Source organism: Streptomyces sp. NPDC006012, from assembly GCF_042871185.1.
Lineage (GTDB): Bacteria > Actinomycetota > Actinomycetes > Streptomycetales > Streptomycetaceae > Streptomyces.
The window spans coordinates 103,037-123,564 of record NZ_JBIAIE010000022.1; the positions used below are offsets into that span (position 1 = coordinate 103,037).

16 protein-coding genes and 1 pseudogene are annotated in these 20,528 nt (G+C 71.8%); 12 read left to right on the forward strand and 5 right to left on the reverse strand.

Annotation, left to right across the window (positions count from 1 at the left end):
- Positions 1-42: 42 nt before the first annotated feature.
- Positions 43-1,491, forward strand: coding sequence for a gamma-aminobutyraldehyde dehydrogenase (locus tag ACFYPJ_RS29730; RefSeq protein ID WP_389023643.1), 1,449 nt, complete (start codon positions 43-45; stop codon positions 1,489-1,491).
- 368 nt (positions 1,492-1,859) lie between these two features.
- On the opposite strand, the gene ACFYPJ_RS29735 is transcribed toward ACFYPJ_RS29730, so the two are convergent.
- Positions 1,860-2,729, reverse strand: a complete 870-nt coding sequence (locus tag ACFYPJ_RS29735) for an alpha/beta fold hydrolase (protein ID WP_389023646.1) — start codon at positions 2,727-2,729, stop codon at positions 1,860-1,862.
- Positions 2,730-3,304: 575 nt separating this feature from the next.
- Here ACFYPJ_RS29735 and nhaA point away from each other — a divergent pair.
- Positions 3,305-5,140, forward strand: coding sequence for a Na+/H+ antiporter NhaA (gene nhaA / locus ACFYPJ_RS29740; RefSeq protein WP_389023649.1), 1,836 nt, complete (start codon positions 3,305-3,307; stop codon positions 5,138-5,140).
- Positions 5,141-5,228: 88 nt separating this feature from the next.
- Here the strand turns inward: nhaA and ACFYPJ_RS29745 are convergent, their stop codons facing one another.
- Complete coding sequence (locus ACFYPJ_RS29745; protein ID WP_389023652.1) at positions 5,229-5,597, reverse strand: winged helix-turn-helix transcriptional regulator; 369 nt, start codon at positions 5,595-5,597, stop codon at positions 5,229-5,231.
- Between the two features lie 114 nt (positions 5,598-5,711).
- Here ACFYPJ_RS29745 and ACFYPJ_RS29750 point away from each other — a divergent pair, with 114 nt between their 5' ends.
- Positions 5,712-6,338 (forward strand): NADPH-dependent F420 reductase, encoded by a 627-nt coding sequence (locus ACFYPJ_RS29750; RefSeq protein WP_389023655.1) that lies wholly within the window; start codon positions 5,712-5,714, stop codon positions 6,336-6,338.
- 56 nt (positions 6,339-6,394) lie between these two features.
- Here ACFYPJ_RS29750 and ACFYPJ_RS29755 read toward each other — a convergent pair whose 3' ends face one another.
- Both ACFYPJ_RS29755 and ACFYPJ_RS29760 read right to left on the reverse strand, forming a co-directional pair.
- Complete coding sequence (locus ACFYPJ_RS29755; RefSeq protein WP_389023658.1) at positions 6,395-7,099, reverse strand: glycerophosphodiester phosphodiesterase; 705 nt, start codon at positions 7,097-7,099, stop codon at positions 6,395-6,397.
- A gap of 37 nt (positions 7,100-7,136) precedes the next feature.
- Positions 7,137-8,292 (reverse strand): annotated as a pseudogene (locus ACFYPJ_RS29760) (adenosine deaminase).
- A 51-nt stretch (positions 8,293-8,343) separates the two neighbouring features.
- Here ACFYPJ_RS29760 and ACFYPJ_RS29765 point away from each other — a divergent pair.
- A complete protein-coding gene (locus tag ACFYPJ_RS29765; protein ID WP_389023661.1) occupies positions 8,344-9,597 on the forward strand; it encodes a hypothetical protein in 1,254 nt (417 codons plus the stop codon).
- A gap of 59 nt (positions 9,598-9,656) precedes the next feature.
- Here ACFYPJ_RS29765 and ACFYPJ_RS29770 read toward each other — a convergent pair whose 3' ends face one another.
- Positions 9,657-10,217: an NADAR family protein gene (locus ACFYPJ_RS29770; RefSeq protein WP_389023664.1), complete on the reverse strand. Its 561-nt coding sequence runs from the start codon at positions 10,215-10,217 to the stop codon at positions 9,657-9,659.
- Between the two features lie 207 nt (positions 10,218-10,424).
- Between ACFYPJ_RS29770 and ACFYPJ_RS29775 the strand changes: the two genes are divergently transcribed.
- From ACFYPJ_RS29775 to ACFYPJ_RS29810, 8 genes are all read left to right on the forward strand, one after another.
- Entirely contained in the window at positions 10,425-11,969 is a 1,545-nt protein-coding gene (locus tag ACFYPJ_RS29775; RefSeq protein WP_389023667.1) for a gamma-aminobutyraldehyde dehydrogenase, read from the forward strand.
- A gap of 64 nt (positions 11,970-12,033) precedes the next feature.
- A complete protein-coding gene (locus ACFYPJ_RS29780; RefSeq protein WP_389023671.1) occupies positions 12,034-13,281 on the forward strand; it encodes a spermidine/putrescine ABC transporter substrate-binding protein in 1,248 nt (415 codons plus the stop codon).
- 5 nt (positions 13,282-13,286) lie between these two features.
- On the forward strand, positions 13,287-14,441 hold the full coding sequence (locus ACFYPJ_RS29785; RefSeq protein WP_389023674.1) for an ABC transporter ATP-binding protein: 1,155 nt from the start codon (positions 13,287-13,289) through the stop codon (positions 14,439-14,441).
- Between the two features lie 2 nt (positions 14,442-14,443).
- A complete protein-coding gene (locus ACFYPJ_RS29790) occupies positions 14,444-15,370 on the forward strand; it encodes an ABC transporter permease (protein WP_389023677.1) in 927 nt (308 codons plus the stop codon).
- Positions 15,371-16,171 carry an ABC transporter permease gene (locus tag ACFYPJ_RS29795; RefSeq protein ID WP_389023680.1) on the forward strand — a complete coding sequence of 267 codons (801 nt, stop codon included), beginning with the start codon at positions 15,371-15,373 and terminating at the stop codon, positions 16,169-16,171.
- Positions 16,172-16,216: 45 nt separating this feature from the next.
- Positions 16,217-17,644 carry an NAD(P)/FAD-dependent oxidoreductase gene (locus tag ACFYPJ_RS29800; RefSeq protein WP_389023683.1) on the forward strand — a complete coding sequence of 476 codons (1,428 nt, stop codon included), beginning with the start codon at positions 16,217-16,219 and terminating at the stop codon, positions 17,642-17,644.
- A gap of 297 nt (positions 17,645-17,941) precedes the next feature.
- A complete protein-coding gene (locus ACFYPJ_RS29805) occupies positions 17,942-18,394 on the forward strand; it encodes a hypothetical protein (protein WP_389023686.1) in 453 nt (150 codons plus the stop codon).
- Positions 18,395-18,500: 106 nt separating this feature from the next.
- Positions 18,501-20,324 carry a chitinase gene (locus ACFYPJ_RS29810; protein WP_389023689.1) on the forward strand — a complete coding sequence of 608 codons (1,824 nt, stop codon included), beginning with the start codon at positions 18,501-18,503 and terminating at the stop codon, positions 20,322-20,324.
- The last annotated feature ends 204 nt before the right edge of the window (positions 20,325-20,528 follow it).

A 20,528-nucleotide genomic window follows, 5' to 3' on the forward strand; every position in this document is an offset into this window, starting at 1 on the left:
GTCTCAGTGATTGGACAGTTCTGACCCGACAGGAGGCCGGCAGTGAGCACCGAGCAGGCGCGGCTGCGCAAGCTCCGCAATTACGTCGACGGTGAGTTCCGGGACGCCGCAGACGGACGGACCACCGACGTGGTCAACCCCGTGACGGGCGAGGCGTACGCGACCGCGCCGCTGTCCGGCCAGGCGGACGTGGACGCCGCGATGGCCGCCGCCGCCGCGGCCTTCCCCGGCTGGCGCGACACCACGCCCGCCGAACGGCAGAAGGCCCTCCTGAAGATCGCCGACGCGTTCGAGGAGCGCGCCGAGGAACTGATCGCGGCCGAGGTGGAGAACACGGGCAAGCCGGTCGGGCTGACCCGCTCCGAGGAGATCCCGCCGATGGTCGACCAGATCCGCTTCTTCGCGGGTGCCGCGCGGATGCTGGAGGGGCGTGCGGCCGGCGAGTACATGGAGGGCCTGACCTCCATCGTGCGCCGCGAGCCGGTCGGCGTCTGCGCGCAGGTCGCGCCCTGGAACTACCCGATGATGATGGCCGTGTGGAAGTTCGCCCCGGCGATCGCCGCGGGCAACACGGTCGTGCTGAAGCCGTCGGACACCACCCCGGCGTCCACCGTCCTCATCGCCGAGATCCTCGGGGGGATCCTCCCCAAGGGCGTCTTCAACGTCGTCACCGGCGACCGCGAGACCGGCCGCCTGATGGTCGAGCACCCGGTCCCGGCGATGGCCTCCATCACGGGTTCCGTGCGCGCGGGCATGCAGGTCGCCGAGTCCGCGTCCAAGGACCTCAAGCGGGTCCACCTGGAGCTGGGCGGCAAGGCGCCGGTCGTCGTCTTCGAGGACACCGACATCCCGAAGGCCGTGGAGGACATCTCCGTGGCGGGCTTCTTCAACGCCGGCCAGGACTGCACCGCCGCGACCCGCGTCCTCGTCCAGGAGTCCATCCACGACGAGTTCGTCGCCGCGCTGGCCAAGGCGGCCGCCGACACCAAGACCGGGCAGCCGGACGACGAGGACGTCCTCTACGGCCCGCTGAACAACCCCAGCCAGCTGCGGCAGGTCTCCGGCTTCATCGAGCGCCTGCCCGCCCACGCCAAGGTCGAGACGGGCGGCCGGCAGGTCGGCGACAAGGGCTACTTCTACGCCCCGACGGTCGTATCGGGCCTCAAGCAGGACGACGAGATCATCCAGCACGAGGTCTTCGGGCCGGTCATCACCGTCCAGTCCTTCGCCGACGAGGACCAGGCGGTCGAGTGGGCCAACGGCGTCGAGTACGCCCTCGCCTCCTCGGTGTGGACCAAGGACCACGCCCGTGCCATGCGGATGTCCAAGAAGCTCGACTTCGGCTGCGTGTGGATCAACACCCACATCCCGCTGGTCGCCGAGATGCCGCACGGCGGCTTCAAGAAGTCCGGCTACGGCAAGGACCTGTCGGCGTACGGCTTCGACGACTACACCCGCATCAAGCACGTCATGACGTCCCTGGACGGCTGACCCGTCCGCGGCGGGCCCCGGTACGTCTGCCGCGAGACCCCGGATCGGACCCCGGATCGCCTGCCGTACGGCGGCGGAGGGTCTGCCGTACGGCCGTGAACGGTCTGTCGCACGGCCCCGGACGGGCATCCCGCCCCTCCGGGGCCGTTCCGTGTCAACTGCCGGGCGATTGCCCGCAGATGGCGGCTCGCAGACGACGGCTCGGGGACGACGGCTCGAAGATGACGGCGGGCACCAGGGGTGCCCGCCGCCTTCGTCGACTCCGCCGACCGCGCCGGGCCGGACAACTCCGCGACCTGATCGTCATCAGCGACTGGATGTGCGCGCGGTTCGTCCGCCTCGGCTGGGCGAGGCGCAGCGGGGCGGCCTCACGCCAGGACGCGGCCGAGGAAACCGCGGATGTATCCGGTGACGGCGTCGAGGTGGCTCTCCAGCGCGAAGTGGCCCGCCTGAAGGAGGTGGATCTCCGCGTCGGGCAGGTCGCGGCGGAAGGCGCGGGCGCCGTCCGGGCCGAAGATCTCGTCCCCCGCGCCCCAGACGGCCAGCAGAGGGACCTGGCTGGTCCGGAAGTACGCGTGGAGCTGCGGGTACATCGCCACGTTGGCCGGGTAGTCGCGGAACAGCCGCAACTGGATCTCGTCGTTGCCGGGCCGGTCCAGCAGGGCCTGGTCGAGGGTCCAGGAGTCGGGGCTGACCAGGCTCGGGTCGGCCACGCCGTTCTCGTACTGCCACCGGGTGACCGGCAGGGTGAGGGCACCGCGTACGGCGGGCTCCGTGTCCGGACCCGGGGCCTCGGCGTAGGCGAAGAGGCCGTCCCAGAAGGACTTCACGAAGCCGTCCTCGTAGCCGTTGCCGTTCTGGGTGATGACGGCCGTCACCCGTTCCGGCCCGCGGGTGGCGAGCCGCCAGCCGATCGGCGCCCCGTAGTCCTGGACGTACATCGCGAACCTGTCGACCCCGACCCGCCGGAGGAATGCCTCCGTCACGTCCGTCAGCGCCTCGAAGGTGTACGGGAAGTCGCCGAGCGCGGGCATCGACGAGTACCCGAAGCCGATGTGGTCGGGGGCGAGCACGTGGTAGCGGTCGGCCAGGACCGGGATCAGATGGCGGAACATGTGCGAACTGGACGGGAAGCCGTGCAGCAGTACGACGGCGGGCGCGTCGCTCGGACCGGCCTGCCGGTAGAAGACGTTCAGACCGTCGATCTCGACGGTGCGGTGGTGCACGACCGGAGCCATGGCCGACCTCCAGGGCGGACGAGTGCTTCGCGGGGACCCGTGGGCGGCGTGCCCGGCCGGCGCAGGTCGGCCGACGACCAAGGGACAGCCGACGACCAAGGGATATCAGCATCCGCCCACGGGACGGCCGGAACCCGGTGCCCAGGTCATACGACTGGCGGACCCCGCGGCCCGCTCGGTGCCCGGGGATGAACCCTGGACCTGCTGTTGTTCCACCATCGGATGTGGCGGGTGGGCCATCTGTGACGGGTCGTGCGGTGCGCACCGTCGTGGCGGCGTGATCCGTCGTGGCGGCGCGGACCGGGTGGTGATGCCACCGGGGTGGCGGGGCGCTCCGCGGGCAGCGGGCAGCGCCTGCCGGTGTACTGGATGCCGACGGGTCACCCGCCGACCGCCCGGACACGCACCGACGCGCGCGCCACGACCGACTGACCCACCGGCGTACGCGCCACGACCGACCGACGTACGAGCAGCAACCGACCGACTGACCGACGACGACTGACCGACGACCGACCGACGAGCGGCTGAGGACGGCCTTGGAAGCCACTGATTACACCGGCCAGAGTGCATGCGGCATGGACACGCGTTCACCGTTGCGCGACTTCCTGCGGACCGAGACCGGCAGCGCCGCCGTCCTGATGACGGCGGCGCTCGCCGCGCTGGTCTGGGCGAACGTCGCACCGGCCGGCTACGAGTCCTTCTGGCACACGCACCTGTCCGTCCGGCTCGGCGCCCACGGGATCTCCCTCGGCCTGCGGGAATGGGTGAACAGCGGCCTGATGGCGCTGTTCTTCTTCGTCGTCGGACTGGAGGCCCGCCGCGAATTCGACATGGGGGAGCTGCGCGACCGCAAGCGGCTCGCGCTGCCGCTCGTGGCGGGTGTCAGCGGCATGATCGTGCCCGTCGTGATCTACCTCGCGGTCACCGCAGGGCACGGCTCGGCGCAGGGCTGGGGCGCGGCGATGTCCACCGACACCGCCATCGCCCTGGGCATGCTGGCCGTGGTCGGCCGGCGCATGCCCGCCGGGCTGCGGGTCTTCATCCTCACGATCACGGTCGTGGACGACTTCGTGGCGCTCGCCGTCATCGCCGTCGCCTACAGCACCCGCCTCGACGTGACGGCGCTCCTGATGGCTGTCGGTGTCTTCGTCGTCGTCCTGCTCGTGCGGCGGGCCGGGGTGCATCGCGGAGTCGTGTACGCCCTCCTCGCGGTCGTGGCATGGGCCGCACTGCTCGAATCCGGAGTGGATCCCGTGGTCATCGGTCTCGCGATGGGCCTGGTGACGTACGCGTACCCGGCGTCGCGCAGCGACCTGGAGCGGGCGAGCGGCCTGTTCCGGAAGTTCCGCGAGCAGCCCACGCCCGAGCTGGAGCGCTCCCTGCGGGCCGGTCTCGCCTCGGCCGTCTCCCCGAACGAACGCCTGCAGCGCATGTACCACCCGTGGACCAGCTATGTCGTGGTCCCGCTGTTCGCGCTGGCCAACGCGGGCATCCCGATCGGCGGCGAGCAACTGGTCCGCGCCTTCACCTCACCGGTCACACTGGGCATCCTGCTGGCCTACGTCCTGGGCAAGCCGATCGGCATCCTCGGTGCGTCGGCGCTGGCCACCGCCCTCAGCCGCGGACGGCTGCGGCTCCCGGTCGGCTGGGGGTCGGTCACCGCGGCGGGCACGCTCGCCGGAGTCGGCTTCACGGTCTCCCTGCTGATCGCCACGCTCGCTTTCCGCGGCACCGACCTGGAGTACGCGAAGATCGGCATCCTCAGTACGTTGATCTGCTCCTTCCTGACCAGCCGGCTCGTCACCGGGGTCATCGGGGCGCTGCCCCGCCCCGCGCGGCTGCGGGCGTTGCTCGGGAAGGCGGAGACGCTCGTCGACCTGGCGGTGCCCGTCGACCCGGACCGGGACCACGTCCGGGGACCGCGGCACGCGCCCGTGACCGTCGTCGAGTACGGCGACTACGAATGCCCCTATTGCGGGCTGGCCGAACCGATCGTCCGCGAACTGCTCCAGGACTTCGGGGACGTCCGCTACGTATGGCGGCACCTGCCCCTGACCGATGTCCATGTGCACGCGCAACTCGCCGCGGAGGCCGCGGAGGCCGCCGCCCGCCAGGGGCGTTTCTGGGAGATGCACGATCTGCTGCTCGGCCATCAGGGCGCACTGGACCTGGACGACCTGCGGGACTACGCCGTGCAGACCGGGCTGGACCCGACGCGGTTCGAGAAGGACCTGGACGCTCACGCCGGTGCGCCCTGGGTCGCCGAGGACGTGGACTCGGCGGATCTCAGCACGGTGGCGGGCACACCCACGTTCTTCGTCAACGGCCGCAGGCATTACGGCGCGTACGACATCGACAGTCTGTCGGCGGCGGTACGGGCGGCCCGGGCACGGGCCGCCGTCGCTTCCTGAGGCCAGGGGCGACCGGGTCGCAAGGGCAGTGCGGGTGCTGCCGTGCTGCCGAAGGGGCTGACCGGGGATCCGCTCCCGCGCCAACCGTTCAGGGGCGCTGGGGTGTGCGCGTGGAGCGCTCCTGGGCGGCCGCCACCTCGTCGCCGTGAGCGAAGGCCCAGGTGCCGAGGGCGTCGATCGGGGTGAGCAACGTCCGTCCCAGTGGAGTGAGCCCGTACTCGACGCGGGGCGGCGAGCCGCCGTACGCGCGGCGCGCGACCAGCCCGTTGGACTCCAGCCGGCGCAGGGTCTCTGTCAGTACCTTCTGGCTGATTCCGCCGATCCGCACGCGCAGCGCGCCGGGTCGTGCGGGTTCGTCCTTGAGCGCCCACAGCACCACGCAGTTCCAGGTGTTGGCGAGCAGGTCGAAAGCGAGCCGGGCACGGCAGTCGGCGAGGAACGCCTGGTCGTCGGTCACGCACCGAATGGTGCCCGAGCCGCCGCCTACCGTCAGGTCGTACGGAGACCGGGACACCCGGGGCCTGGACAGTGGGAGGGACTTGTGCGGATCGGAATTCTTGGCGTCGGCGGCATGGCGGACGCGCTCGGCACCCGGTGGCGGCAGGCGGGGCACGAGGTCGTCGCGGGCAGCCGCTCGCGCGGCGGCTTCGGTGAGGCGGCGGCGTTCGGCACCGACGCGGTGCTGCTCGCCGTCCCGTACGCGGCCGCTGTGGACGTGGTCGCGGGGCTCGGAGCGGCGCTGCGCGGGCGGGTGCTGATCGACTGCACCAACCCGGTCGGGTCCGGCTTCGCCCTGCTCACCGCGGGTGGCCCTGCGGCGGCCGAGCGGATCGCCGCGGCGGCCCCCGCAGCCCGTGTGGTCAAGGCGTTCAACCTCTGCCACGAGGACGTCTGGCGGCTGACCCCGCCGGTCTTCGCCGGCCGGCCGCTCGCGGTACCGCTGTGCGGGGACGACGCGGCGGCACTGGCCGTCGTACGCCGGCTCGTACGCGACCTCGGCTGCACCCCGCTGGACGCCGGCGGGCTGGACCGCGCGGGGCTGCTGGAGGCGACGGCCGCGCTGCTCATCGGGCTCTGGCTGGGCGAGGGCGCGGACGCCCAGGCCATCGCCCCGCCCATGGAGTTCGCCGGCCGCCGCGACCGCCCGTTGCAGAGCGGGCCGAACGGGGTCCCGCTGCGGTCGGGCGGTACCGCGTAGGACCGGTGCTGGTCCGGCGGTACCCGCAGGTGCTGCGCACCCGCAGGTACCGCCGCTCAGCGCCGCCCGTCCGGCCACGCGCCCTGGCGGAGGGTGCACAGCGTGTCGATGCGGTTCGTGGTGATCGAGTCGACGCCCAGGGCGAGCAGGCGGCGCATGGCGCGGCGGGTGTCGGGCGTCCACACGGACAGCAAGTGGCCGCCGTGGTGGACGCGGGCGGCGAGGTCCGGGCCGACCAGGCTGAACCGGTAGTTGAGCCAGCGCGGGCCCACCGCCGCCAGCAGGGCGGGGCGCGGGGGCGCCAGGGTCGTCCAGGTGAGGGCGATCTCGGCGGCCGGGTCGGCGGCGCGGACGGCGAGCATCGCCTCGGCGCCGGCGCAGTAGTAGACGCGGTCCTGCGCCCCGGACGCGCGGACGACCTCCACGATCCGCCGCGCGGCCCGGCGCTCGGTCAGGCCCGGCAGGTCGACCATCACCCGGCCGTCGTCCGTCGCCGCCAGCGCCTCCTCCAGGGTCGGCACACCGCCCGTGGTGAGCCCGCGTACCTCGGCGGCGGACAGCGCCCTGAGCGGCCGGTCCTGCCCCCACAGCCGCTCCAGCGTCGCGTCGTGGAGCAGTACGGGTACGTCGTCGCGGGTGAGCCGTACGTCGATCTCGACCGCGTCCGCGCCCTGGAGGAGCGCGGAACGCAGCGAGTCGATCGTGTTCTCACGGAAGCGGTAGGGGTCGCCGCGGTGCGCCACGGCGGTCACGGTCTGCATGGACCCCATTCTGCGGGTCGACCGGTGCCCGACGGGCTCAGGAGGCGAGCCACCCAGCCGTGTACGTGTCGATCTCGGCGGTGATCGCGGCCTTGCCCGCCGGGTCCAGGAAGGACGCCTCGACCGCGTTCTTGGCGAGGCCGGCGAGACCCCGCTCGTCGAGGCCGAGCAGCCGGGCGGCCACCGCGTACTCGTTGTTGAGGTCGGTGCCGAACATCGGCGGGTCGTCCGAGTTGACCGTGACCAGGACGCCTGCGTCGACGAACTCCTTGATGGGGTGCTCGTCGAGGGTGCGGACCGCGCGGGTGGCGATGTTCGAGGTCGGGCAGACCTCCAGCGGGATGCGGTGGTCGGCGAGGTGCGCGAGCAGCTTGGGGTCGCGGGCCGCGCTGGTGCCGTGCCCGATGCGCTCGGCGCGCAGTTCGTTCAGCGCGTCCCAGACCGTCTCGGGACCGGTCGTCTCACCGGCGTGCGGCACGGAGTGCAGCCCGGCGGCGAGGGCCCGGTCGAAGTACGGCTTGAACTGCGGCCGGGGCACGCCGATCTCGGGTCCGCCGAGCCCGAAGGAGACCAGGCCCGCCGGGCGCAGCCCGTCGTCGGTGGCGAGCCGTGCCGTCTCCTCGGCGGCGTCGAGCCCCGCCTCGCCGGGGATGTCGAAGCACCAGCGCAGTACGGTCCCGAACTCCGCCTCGGCCGACTTGCGGGCGTCCTCTATCGCGTCCATGAAGGCGCGCGCGTCGATGCCACGGCGGGTCGAGGAGTACGGCGTGATGGTCAGCTCGGCGTACCGCACCTGCTGCCGGGCCAGGTCGCGGGCCACCTCGTAGGTGAGCAGCCGGACGTCCTCCGGGGTGCGGATGAGGTCGACGACGGACAGGTACACCTCGATGAAGTGGGCGAAGTCCGTGAAGGTGAAGTAGTCCGCCAGCGCGTCCCGGTCGGTGGGGACCTTGGAGTCGGGGTGGCGGGCGGCGAGTTCGGAGACGATGCGCGGGGAGGCGGAGCCGACGTGGTGGACGTGCAGTTCGGCCTTGGGCAGTCCGGCGATGAAGGTTCGCAGGTCGCGGGCGGCGGGTGTGGTGTCGTCGGTCAAGGGGTCCCTCCCCGGGAGCGGCGCCGGCGGACCGGGGTCCGGGCACGGTGATCGGCTGATCGGTGGTTCGGGGCTCATCGTAGGCCCGGGCCCGGGGCAGCCCCGGCTGCCCGTAGCATGACAGCACGCTGAGGAGAGGGGACCGTGCGCAATGTCCGACGAGGCACCGCAGAACGCCGCGGAGAGCGGAGCGACGCCCGGCGACGCTGCCGTGCCCTCGCCCTCGCGATCCGGCTGGCCCATGCCCATGCCCACGCCCTCGCCCGATGACCGTTCCGCGGTGCCCGCCGCCGACGGTGGTGCGGCGGCGAAGGGCGGTGCGGCCACCGGTGGGCAGGCCGGACCCGGCGGCGGGTCGGCAAGCGGCGGCGCGGCGGTGGTGTCCTGGCCCGCGCCCGCCAGTGCGGACACCGGGGTGTGGGACACGAGCGGAGGCTGGGCCCCGGTTTCGGCGTCGGCCGGGTCGGACGGGGCGACGTCCGACCCGTGGACACCGCTCGCCGACCACACGAGCGAGAACCCGCCCCCCACCGACCGGGTGCCCGAGGACGCGGCGCCGGGTGGGCGCGGATCCGCGGAGGCGGCGCCGGGTGGCCAGGGATCCGCGGACGTGCCGCCGGTTGAGCAGGCGCCCGTCGACGCGCTTGCCGCGGGCGGCCCCGAAGGCCCGGCTCCGGGCCAGACCCCGGCCTCTGCGCACCACCACCGCACGGGCACGCCCTTCCCGGCGGCGGGTTCGCCTCCGGTCCGGGACCGCCCGTACGGCACCTCGCCCGTGGCCGAACCGGCGAACCCGTACGCGGCACCCGGAGCCTCGGCATCACCGGTGAACCCGTACGCGGCACCCGGAGCCTCAGCGCCACCGGTGAACCCGTACGCCGCGCCCGGGACCTCGGCGCAACCGGCGGCCGGCACCGGCGATCCGTTCGCGCCGCCGAAGCCCGGGCCGTCCACGGGCGCCCCTTACGCACCGCCGGTCGCCCAGCCCCAGGGCTCGCCCGTCCCGCCGCCCCCCATGGCCCCCGGCGGCCCTGGCCAGGTCCCGTACGGCTATCCGGGCCCCTCCGGGTACGGCTACCCGGCGCCGCCCGCACCGGGCCCGGGCTACCCGATGCCGCCCGCCGCCGGTCCCGGCTCCTACGGCTGGCCGGGTATGCAGCCGCCGCCGAGCAACGGGCTGGGCACGGCCGGGCTGGTGCTGGGCATCCTCTCGGCGATCGGCTTCTGCATATGGCCGGTGGCCTTCCTGCTGGGCGTGCTGGCGGTGATCTTCGGCGGGATCGGCCGCGGCAGGGCCCTACGCGGTGAGGCAACGAACCCGGGCCAGGCACTGGCCGCCATCATCTGCGGCGCGGCGGGCATCGTCCTGGCCCTGGTCGTGCTGGCGCTGCTGCTCTCCGCCTGACGGACGGCGGACGGCACCTCCGGCCGCCCCGCGCGCCCCCACCCGCCCCGCAGACCTCCTCACCCGGCCGACGCGAGTCGTCCGCGGGCCTCCATCAGGGCGAAGCCCAGGAGGTTCAGGCCGCGCCAGCGTTCGGGGGCCGCTGCCGCCTCGTCGTCCGCCGTGCGGCCGATGCCCCACACACGGTCCACCGGACTCGCCTCCACGAGCACCCGGTCCCGGGTGTTCAGCAGGAACTCCCGCAACTGAGCGTGCGCGCCGAACTTGTGCACGCTGCCCTCGACCACGATCCGGACGCGCTCCCGCTCCCACACCGCCTCGTCGAAGCCCCGCACCAGCCGCCCGGCGTTCTTCGCCTGGGCGGGATGAGCGGCGGCCAGCACCCGGCGCTCCGCCTCCGCGTCCTCGAAGAGTCTCGCCTTCGCGGCCATCATCCAGTGCTCGGCCGTCGCGTACTCCACTCCGGCCGCCGTGAACGGCGCCGGCCACCACTGGCTGAGACAGCCCGTCCCGACGCGTCCGTCCGCCCGCGGCCGATGTCCCCAGAAGTACAGATACCGGACGCGCGCTCCCGCCCGGACCTCCCTGGTCAGGGCCTCAACCGAGTCGATCCTCCCCATGTGCGCCAGTTTGGCAGGCGCCACTGACACTCCGCCCTCCGATGTCCGGACGCCTCGCCAGCCGGTCGACAGATTCCGTCGCGTAACCAAAAGGCAACAACGGAATCACTTGTTGGAGTCCCATAGCTCTGTCAGGATCGGCACTCAAATCGAGCTGGAGCTACGCCACCCGTCCCCCGGGACGGGGTGACGGCGGAGGAGAGCGACATGCACAACTCGGGCACCGCCGCCCCGGAACGATTTCCGGCGCGTGAGCGCTTCGCGGCCGGAGCGCAGTACGTCGCCGGGCGCCCGGCGAAGGGTACGTCGGGCCGTGTCCATTCCGTGGTCGATCCGGCCACCGGCGAGGACGTGTACACCTACGAACTGGCCGGCCCGAAGGACGTGGACGCCGCGGTCGCCGCCGCCCGCGCGGCCTTCCCCGCATGGTCCGCCGCCACTCCCGGCGAGCGCTCCGGCGCGCTGCACCGGCTCGCCGCGGTCCTCGCGGACCGCGCCGAGGAGTTCGCCCGCGCCGAGTCCCTCCAGTGCGGCAAGCCGCTCAAGCTGACCAGGGAGTTCGACGTCCCCGGGACCATCGACAACACGGTGTTCTTCGCGGGCGCCGCCCGGCATCTCCAGGGCCAGTCCGCCGGTGAGTACTCCGGCGACCACACGTCGTACGTCCGCCGGGAGCCGATCGGCGTCGTCGGCTCGATCGCGCCCTGGAACTACCCGCTCCAGATGGCCGCCTGGAAGATCCTCCCGGCCGTCGCCGCGGGCAACACCGTCGTGCTCAAGCCCGCCGAGCTGACCCCGCTGACCGCGCTGATGTTCGCGCAGGCCGCGACCGACGCGGGTATCCCGGACGGCGTCGTCAACATCGTCACCGGCACCGGCGGGGAGGCGGGGGAGCACCTGGTGGGCCATCCCGACGTGGCCATGGTCTCCTTCACCGGTTCCACGGCCGTCGGCAAGCGCGTCGCCGAGATCGCCACCGCCACCGTCAAGCGCCTCCACCTGGAGCTGGGCGGCAAGGCCCCCTTCGTCGTCCACGACGACGCCGACCTCGACGCCGCCGTCAACGGCGCGGTCGCCGGTGCCCTCATCAACACCGGGCAGGACTGCACGGCCGCCACCCGCGCGTACGTGCAGCGCCCGCTCTACGAGGCGTTCGTCGAGCGGACCGCCGCCCTGATGGAGAGCGTCCGGCTCGGCGACCCGTTCGCCCCCGGCACCGACCTCGGCCCGCTGGTCTCGCACACCCAGCGCGACCGCGTGGCCGGCTTCGTCGACCGGGCCCGCGCCTACGCGCGCGTGGTGACCGGCGGTGCGGCACCCCTGGGCGATCTGGCGGACGGTGCGTACTATCGGCCCACCCTGATCGCCGACGCGCCCCAGGACAGCGAGGTCGTCCAGTCCGAGATCTTCGGTCCGGTGCTGGTCGTCCTGCCGTTCGACAGCGACGACGCGGGGATCCGGCTGGCCAACGACACCCCGTACGGCCTCGCCGCCTCCGTGTGGAGCCGGGACGTCTACCGGGCGAACCGCGCCACCCGCGAGATCAAGGCGGGCTGCGTCTGGGTCAACGACCACATCCCGATCATCAGCGAGATGCCGCACGGCGGCTCTCGGCAGTCCGGCTTCGGCAAGGACATGTCCAGCTATTCGTTCGAGGAATACACGCAGGTGAAGCACGTCATGTTCGACAACACCGCGGTGGCGCGCAAGGACTGGCACCGCACGGTCTTCGGGGACAGGCAGGACCGATAGCGAGACCGGCCGGCCGCTGACCACGGCCGTGCCGCACCACCCCTTTCGAAAGGGCACCACGCGCATGGAGCAGTACGAGCCCGACCGCCGCACCCCGGTCCCAGCGGCCGCCGTGCGGCGCAGTCTCCGGGACGGCAGGGCCGCCCCCACCCGCCGTTCACTGCTGCGTGTCTCCGCGGGCGGCCTGCTCGTGGCAGGCGGCCTCGGGGCGCTGACCGGCTGCGGGATCCCCGCGGCCGGCCGGACGCAGGGCGGTACGTCCGCCGAGGACCACTCGGCCGCGGAAAAGGTCGTCGACTTCTCCAACTGGCCCGAGTACATCGACGTCGACGCGAGCGGAAAGACCCATCCGACGCTCGACACGTTCGCCCGGCGGACCGGCATCACGGCGAAGTACACCGAGGACATCAACGACAACAACGAGTTCTTCGGCAAGATCCAGCCGCAGCTCGCCGCGGGCCAGGCCACCGGCCGCGACATCATCGTGCTCACCGACTGGCTGGCCGCCCGGATGATCCGCCTGGGCTATGTGCAGCGACTGGACGCGGCCAACCTGCCGCACGCCTTCACCAACCTGTCTCCCCAGTTCCGCAACCCCGACTGGGATCCGGGCCGCGCCTACTCCTATCCCTGGCAGGGCATTTCGACCGTCATCGCGTTCAACAAGAAGGCGCTCGACGGGATCGAGGTGCGGTCGGTCTCCGATCTGCTCGACAATTCCCGGCTCAAGGGCCGGGTCGGCTTCCTGTCGGAGATGCGCGACAGCGTGGGCATGACCATGCTCGACATGGGCAAGGACCCCGGGAAGTTCACCGACGACGACTTCGACGCGGTGCTGGCCCGGCTCCAGCGGGCCGTCGACCGCGGCCAGATCCGCCGCTTCACCGGCAACGACTACACCTCGGACCTCGCCAAGGGCGACCTGGCCGCGTGCGTGGCCTGGGGCGGTGACGTCGTCCAGCTCAAGGCGGACAACCCGGACGTCGACTACGTCATCCCGGCCGCCGGCTACATGACGTCGACCGACAACATGCTGATCCCCAACAGGGCCCGCCACAAGACGAACGCCGAGCGGCTGATCGACTTCTACTACCGGCCGGAGGAGGCCGCCGCGCTCGCCGCGTACGTCAACTACGTGTCTCCCGTCGACGGCGTGAAGCCCTACCTGGAGAAGATCGACAAGTCCGCGGCGGACAACCCGCTGATCCTGCCCGACCAGGCCATGCAGGCCAAGTCCCACGCCTTCCGCGCGCTGGCGCAGAAGGAAGAGACGGCCTACGAAGAGAAGTTCGCGAAGCTCACAGGGGCGTGACCAGGATGACCAGCACAGACAGCGGCGGCGACGTCCGCCTCTTCGGCATCGGCAAGACCTACGGTTCCTTCACCGCCGTGCACCCGCTGGACCTGACGGTGCCGCAGGGCTCCTTCTTCGCCCTGCTCGGCGCCTCCGGCTGCGGCAAGACCACCACCCTGCGCATGATCGCGGGCCTGGAGGAACCGACCTCGGGCACCGTGCACCTCGGCGACGAGGAGGTGACCCGGCTGCCGCCGTACAAGCGGCCGGTGAACACGGTCTTCCAGTCGTACGCCCTCTTCCCGCACCTGGACATCTTCGAGAACGTCGCCTTCGGTCTGCGCCGGCGCGGCATCAGGTCGGTGAAGAAGCAGGTCGAGGAGATGCTCGACCTGGTGCAGCTGGGCGAGCAGGCGCGCAAGAAACCGCACCAGCTCTCCGGCGGCCAGCAGCAGCGCGTCGCCGTGGCCCGCGCCCTGATCAACCATCCCAGGGTGCTGCTCCTGGACGAGCCGCTGGGCGCCCTCGACCTCAAACTGCGCCGCCAGATGCAACTGGAGCTGAAGCGGATCCAGACCGAGGTCGGCATCACCTTCATCCATGTCACCCACGACCAGGAGGAGGCCATGACCATGGCCGACACGGTCGCGGTGATGAACGCCGGCCGCGTCGAACAACTGGGTTCGCCCACCGACCTCTACGAGAACCCGCGGAGCACGTTCGTCGCCAACTTCCTCGGCACCTCCAACTTCATCGAGGCCGAGGTGGGCTCCGCAGACGGCGACGACCTCGTCCTGCGGGCGGGCGGCGGAAAGCTGGTGCTGCCCAGGGCACGGTGTTCCGCCAGGGCGCGGACCGGCGACAAGGTGCTGGCCGGTGTCCGCCCCGAGAAGGTCTCCCTCACCCACGCCGACGACGCGGGCGCGATACCCGAGGGCCGCAACCGCATCACCGGCACCATCGCCGACGCCAGTTTCATCGGCGTCTCCACGCAGTACGTCGTCGACAGCGCCGTCTGCCCCGAGTTCGCGGTGTACGTGCAGAACGTCGACCGGGACGGCCGGCTGGTGCCCGGCGCCGACGTGGTCCTGCACTGGAGTCCCGCCCACACCTTCGGCCTCGACGCCTCGCAGGATGCCGACGCCGGTGTGGAGAGCGTTGAGGAGGAGGCCGCGTAGCGATGCCGACACTCACCGAGGCGCCGCCGCCGACGGCCGCGACGCCGCAGAAGAAGGCCCGGCGGCGGCGCGGCTGCTGGACCCCGTACTGGCTGCTGCTGCCCGGCATCCTCTGGCTCGTGATCTTCTTCGCGCTGCCGATGATCTACCAGGCGTCCACGTCCGTGCAGACGGGCTCCCTGGAAGAGGGCTACAAGGTCACCTGGCACTTCGCGACCTACTGGGACGCGTTCGGCGAGTACTGGCCGCAGTTCCTGCGCTCGGTCTGCTACGCGGCGGCGGCCACCGTCCTGTGCCTGCTGCTCGGCTATCCGCTGGCCTATCTGATCGCCTTCCGAGCCGGCCGCTGGCGCAACCTGATCATGGTCCTGGTGATCGCGCCGTTCTTCACCAGCTTCCTGATCCGCACCCTCGCCTGGAAGACGATCCTCGCCGACAACGGACCGGTCGTCGGCGTGTTGCACTCACTGCACCTGCTGGACGTCACCGGCTGGCTCGGCTGGACCGCCGGGGACCGGGTGCTGGCCACACCGCTGGCGGTGGTGTGCGGACTGACGTACAACTTCCTGCCGTTCATGGTCCTGCCGCTGTACACCTCGCTGGAACGCATCGACGGGCGGCTGCACGAGGCGGCCGGCGACCTGTACGCCAGGCCGTCCACCACCTTCCGCAAGGTGACCTTCCCGCTGTCCATGCCAGGGGTGGTCTCCGGCACGCTGCTGACCTTCATCCCGGCGGCCGGCGACTACGTCAACGCCGAACTCCTCGGCTCCACCGACACCCGGATGATCGGCAACGTCATCCAGACGCAGTTCCTGCGGGTTCTGGACTATCCGACGGCCGCCGCGCTCTCCTTCATCCTCATGGCCGCGATCCTTTTCATGGTCACCTTCTACATCCGCAGGGCGGGGACGGAGGACCTGGTCTGAATGCCCGTCGTCACCTGGCTCAAGCGCCGTCTCGTCGTCATCGCCGGACTCCTGACCCTCGGCTATCTGCTGCTGCCGAACATCGTCGTCACGGTGTTCTCGTTCAACCGGCCCAAGGGACGCTTCAACTACGCGTGGCAGCGGTTCTCGCTGGACGCCTGGAAGGACCCGTGCGGGGTCGCCGACATGTGCGGCTCGCTGTCCGTCAGCCTCCAGATCGCCGTGTGGGCGACCCTCGGCGCCACCGTCCTCGGCACCATGATCGCCTTCGCGCTGGTCCGCTACCGCTTCCGGGCGCGCGGCGCCGTCAACTCGCTGATCTTCCTGCCCATGGCCATGCCCGAGGTCGTCATGGCGGCCTCGCTGCTCACCCTGTTCCTCAACCTGGGGGCGCAGCTCGGATTCTGGACGATCCTGATCGCCCACATCATGTTCTGCCTCAGTTTCGTCGTCACCGCGGTCAAGGCCCGCGTGATGTCGATGGACCCGCGCCTGGAGGAGGCCGCCCGCGACCTGTACGCCGGGCCGGTGCAGACCTTCCTGCGGGTCACGCTGCCCATCGCGGCCCCCGGGATCGCCGCGGGCGCGCTGCTCTCCTTCGCGCTCTCCTTCGACGATTTCATCATCACCAATTTCAACGCGGGCTCGACCGTCACCTTCCCCATGTTCGTGTGGGGCTCGGCCCAGCGCGGCACGCCCGTGCAGATCAATGTCATCGGTACGGCCATGTTCCTCGTCGCCGTACTGCTCGTCCTGGCCTCCATGGCCGTCGGGAACCGCCGCGGCAGGCAGAAAGCGTGAGCCCGCGCGAGAAAGCCCGCTGCCCCTTCGTAGGGAGTTGAAATCATGGCCCCAGGTGCCATGAGCCGTCACAGCGAATGGACCGCGTCCCTCTCCGCGGCCCAGCCGGTCCCGTACTGGCTGGACGACCCCGCAAGACCCCGTGCCGAGCCCGCCCTCACCGGCACCGAGACCTGCGACCTGCTGGTCGTCGGCGGCGGGTACAGCGGTCTGTGGACCGCGCTCCTCGCCAAGGAACGCGACCCCGGGCGGGACGTGGTGCTGGTGGAGGGCCGCGAGGCGGGCTGGGCCGCCTCGGGCCGCAACGGCGGCTTCTGCGCCGCCTCCCTCACCCACGGTCTGAGCAACGGCCTGGCCCGCTGGCCGGACGAGATCCACCGCCTGGAGGAACTGGGCGCCCGCAACCTCGACGAGATCGAGCGGGCGGTCACCCGCTACGCGCTCGACTGCGACTTCGAGCGCACCGGCGAGATCGACGTCGCCACCGAGCCCTACCAGGCCGCGGAACTGCGCGCCTGGCACCGGGAACTGCGCGAGAAGGGGCTCGCCGACGGCATCGGCTTCCTGGACGCCGACGCGGTGCGCGAACAGGTCGACTCGCCGACCTTCCGGGCCGGTCTGTGGGACCGCAGGGGCGTGGCCATGCTGCACCCCGCCAAGCTCGCCTGGGGCCTCAAACGCGCCTGTCTCGGACTCGGGGTGCGGGTGTACGAGCACACGCCCGCGCTGACCCTGCGGCCGTACGGCGCCGGGATGGCGGTCCGCACCCCGTACGGCACGCTCCACGCCCGCCGTGTCGCGCTCGGCACCAACGTCTTCCCGAACCTGGTCAGGCGGGTACGCGCCTACACCGTCCCGGTCTACGACTACGCGCTGATGACCGAGCCGCTGACGCCCGGGCAACTGGCGTCCGTCGGCTGGCGGGGGCGGCAGGGCCTGGGCGACAGCGCCAACCAGTTCCACTACTTCCGGCTGACCGCCGACCACCGGATCCTGTGGGGCGGCTACGACGCGGTCTACCCGTACGGCGGCCGGGTGCGCGCCGAGTACGACCACCGCCCGCAGACGTACGCCAAGCTCGCCGGGCACTTCTTCACCTGCTTCCCGCAGCTCGCGGGCGTCCGCTTCACGCACGCGTGGGGCGGCGCGATCGACACCTGCTCGCGGTTCTCGGCGTTCTTCGGCACCGCCCACCAGGGGAGGGTGGCGTACGCGGCGGGCTTCACCGGCCTGGGCGTCGGCGCCACCCGGTTCGGCGCCGAGGTGATGCTGGACCAACTGGCCGGCGAGCGGACGGAGCGCACCGCGCTGCGGATGGTCCGCACCAAGCCGGTGCCGTTCCCGCCCGAACCGTTCGCCTGGACCGGCATCGCCCTCACCAAGTGGTCGCTGGCCCGCGCGGACAGTCATGACGGGCGCCGGAATCTGTGGTTGCGGACGATGGACCGGCTGGGGCTTGGCTTCGACAGCTAGGCGGCTCCGCCGGGGCGGGGCGGGGCGGGGTTGTGTGCGGGTGTGTGGGAGCTGGTCGCGCAGTTCCCCGCGCCCCTATGAGGTGGGTTGGGGCTGGTCGTGCAGTTCCCCGTGCCCCTCTGCGGGGTGGCCGTGCAGTTCCCCGTGTCCCCGGTGGGGTGTTGTCGTGCCGGTCGGGGGTTGATGTGATCCAGGTCACTTCGGCTGGGGTGGTGAACTCGCGTAATGCGGGCCGGAGGGCCCGGTCTCCCTCGTGTGGCGCCATCGGCGTCCGCGACCGAGAGGGAGGTTTCTGTGATGACTGGGGCGAAGACGGCAGTCGAATGGCTGGCATCCGTCGCACCGGACCCCGAGTCCTGCCGCTGGGAATGGGAGCGCAGCCCGCACGGGGTCGCGCTGCTGCCCGCCGGCAAGGCGTGGGACGTGCTCATCCTGCCGGGTGCGCTCGGCCACCCCACGCTCGACGTGCTCATCCGCGTCCTCGACCGGCCCGGCCCCGTGCTGGGCGACTCCGGGGCCGGCCGGGTGGGCTTCTTCGTGCCGGCCGGCACCGCCGCCCGCTGGCTCGGCACCGGCATCCGCGCGGTCGGGTCCGGCACCTGGATCGTCGTGCCGTACCCCGGGCGGGTGACCCGCGGCGTGCGCTGGCTGGTGGTTCCGGACGGCTCCGGCACGCTCACCGACCCGGCGCTGCTGGAGCTGGCGATGCACGAGGCGGCGGCCGGGGAGGTCGTGGACGGCGGCGCCTAGCCGGGCGGTACGGCCCGGGTGAGTGCCAGAGGTCTTGACATCCGGATTGGTCTGGACCAAATTTGGCGCGCTCCACCCTCCAATTCCCCCATGTCCGGAGGCACTTGTGGACCGCCCCGACGGCACCCGATCCAGCACCCGTACCAGAACCGTCCTCGCCGCGCTCACGGCCGCACTGCTGGCCGTGCCCGGCATCACCGTGCTCTCGTCGGCCGCCCGTGCGGCCGACGCGGACCTCGCCCGCAACGGCGGCTTCGAATCCGGCCTCGACGGCTGGACCTGCCCGGCGGGTACGACCGTCGGCTCACCCGTGCACGCCGGCACCACGGCGCTGCAGGCCACCCCGGCCGGCAGCGACAACGCCCAGTGCGCGCAGACCGTGTCCGTGCAGCCCGACGCGCAGTACACCCTGGCCGGCTACGTCCGCGGCTCCTACGTCTACCTCGGCGCCTCCGGCACCGGCACCACCGACGTCTCCACCTGGACCCAGTCCGCCCCCGACTGGCAGAAGCTCAGCACCACCTTCCGCACCGGCCCCGACACCACCAAGGTCACCATCTACACCCACGGCTGGTACGGCACCGGCGCCTACTACGCCGACGACGTCTCCCTGACCGGCCCCGGCGGCGCCACCCAGCAGCCGCCCGCCGCGCCGGCCGGCCTGCGCACCGGCACCGTCACCGCCTCCAGCGTCGCCCTGTCCTGGTCCGCCGTCACCGGCGCGACGAGCTACGCCGTCTACCGGGACGGCGCCAAGGTCCAGACGGTGAGCGGCACCTCGGCGACCCTCACCGGACTCACCGCCGCCACCGCCTACAGCTTCCAGGTGACCGCGGTCAACGACGCGGGCGAGTCCGCGAAGTCCGCGGCCGTGACCGCGACCACCTCGACGGGAACCGGCGGCGGCTCCACCGACCTGCCCGCCCACGCCCTCGTCGGCTATCTGCACAGCAGCTTCGCCAACGGCTCCGGCTACACCCGGCTGGCCGACGTACCCGACAGCTGGGACATCATCGACCTGGCCTTCGGCGAGCCGACCTCGGCGACCTCGGGCGACATCCGCTTCAACCGCTGCCCGGCCACCGAGTGCCCGAACGTGGAGAGTGACGCCGACTTCAAGGCCGCCGTCAAGGCGAAGCAGGCCGCGGGCAAGAAGGTGCTGATCTCCATCGGCGGCGCGAACGGCCAGGTCCAGCTGGCCACGACCGCGGCCCGGGACACCTTCGTCTCCTCCGTCTCGAAGATCATCGACGACTACGGCCTCGACGGCCTCGACATCGACTTCGAGGGCCACTCGCTGTCCCTGAACACCGGCGACACGGACTTCAAGAACCCGACCACGCCGGTGATCGTCAACCTCATCTCCGCCCTGAAGACCCTCAAGGCCAAGTACGGCGACAAGTTCGTGCTGACCATGGCCCCGGAGACGTTCTTCGTGCAGATGGGCTACCAGTACTACGGCACCGGCCAGTGGGGCGGCCAGGACCCGCGCTGCGGGGCGTACCTGCCGGTCATCCACGCCCTGCGCGACGACCTGACCCTGCTGCACGTCCAGGACTACAACTCCGGTCCCATCATGGGTCTGGACAACCAGTACCACTCGATGGGCGGTGCCGACTTCCACACCGCCATGACCGACATGCTGCTGACCGGCTTCCCGGTCGCGGGCAACGCCAACAACGTGTTCCCGCCGCTGCGCCCCGACCAGGTCTCGATCGGCATGCCGGCGTCGGTGAACGCGGGCAACGGCTATGTGGCCCCGTCCGAGGTCACCAAGACCCTGGACTGCCTGACGAAGAAGGCGAACTGCGGCTCGTACACCACCCACGGCACCTGGCCCGCCCTGCGCGGACTGATGACGTGGTCCATCAACTGGGACCGGTTCTCGAACTGGGAGTTCCAGAAGAACTTCGACGCCTACTTCGGCTGACCTCGGCCGGGCGGGTCGGGTCCCCAGCGCCCGCGACCCGCGCGGCTCCGCCGGTCGTCGGGCGTTCGCTGCGCCGCCCGCCCGGGCCGTACGTGCCCTGGCGGGCCGGCCTGCCCCTGGTTGCTCGCCCGTCAGCCACCGTCCCTCGCTGAATCGCCCCGTGGCGGCGGGTGTTCCTTCAGCGTCCTCGCCCGCCTCCGCGTG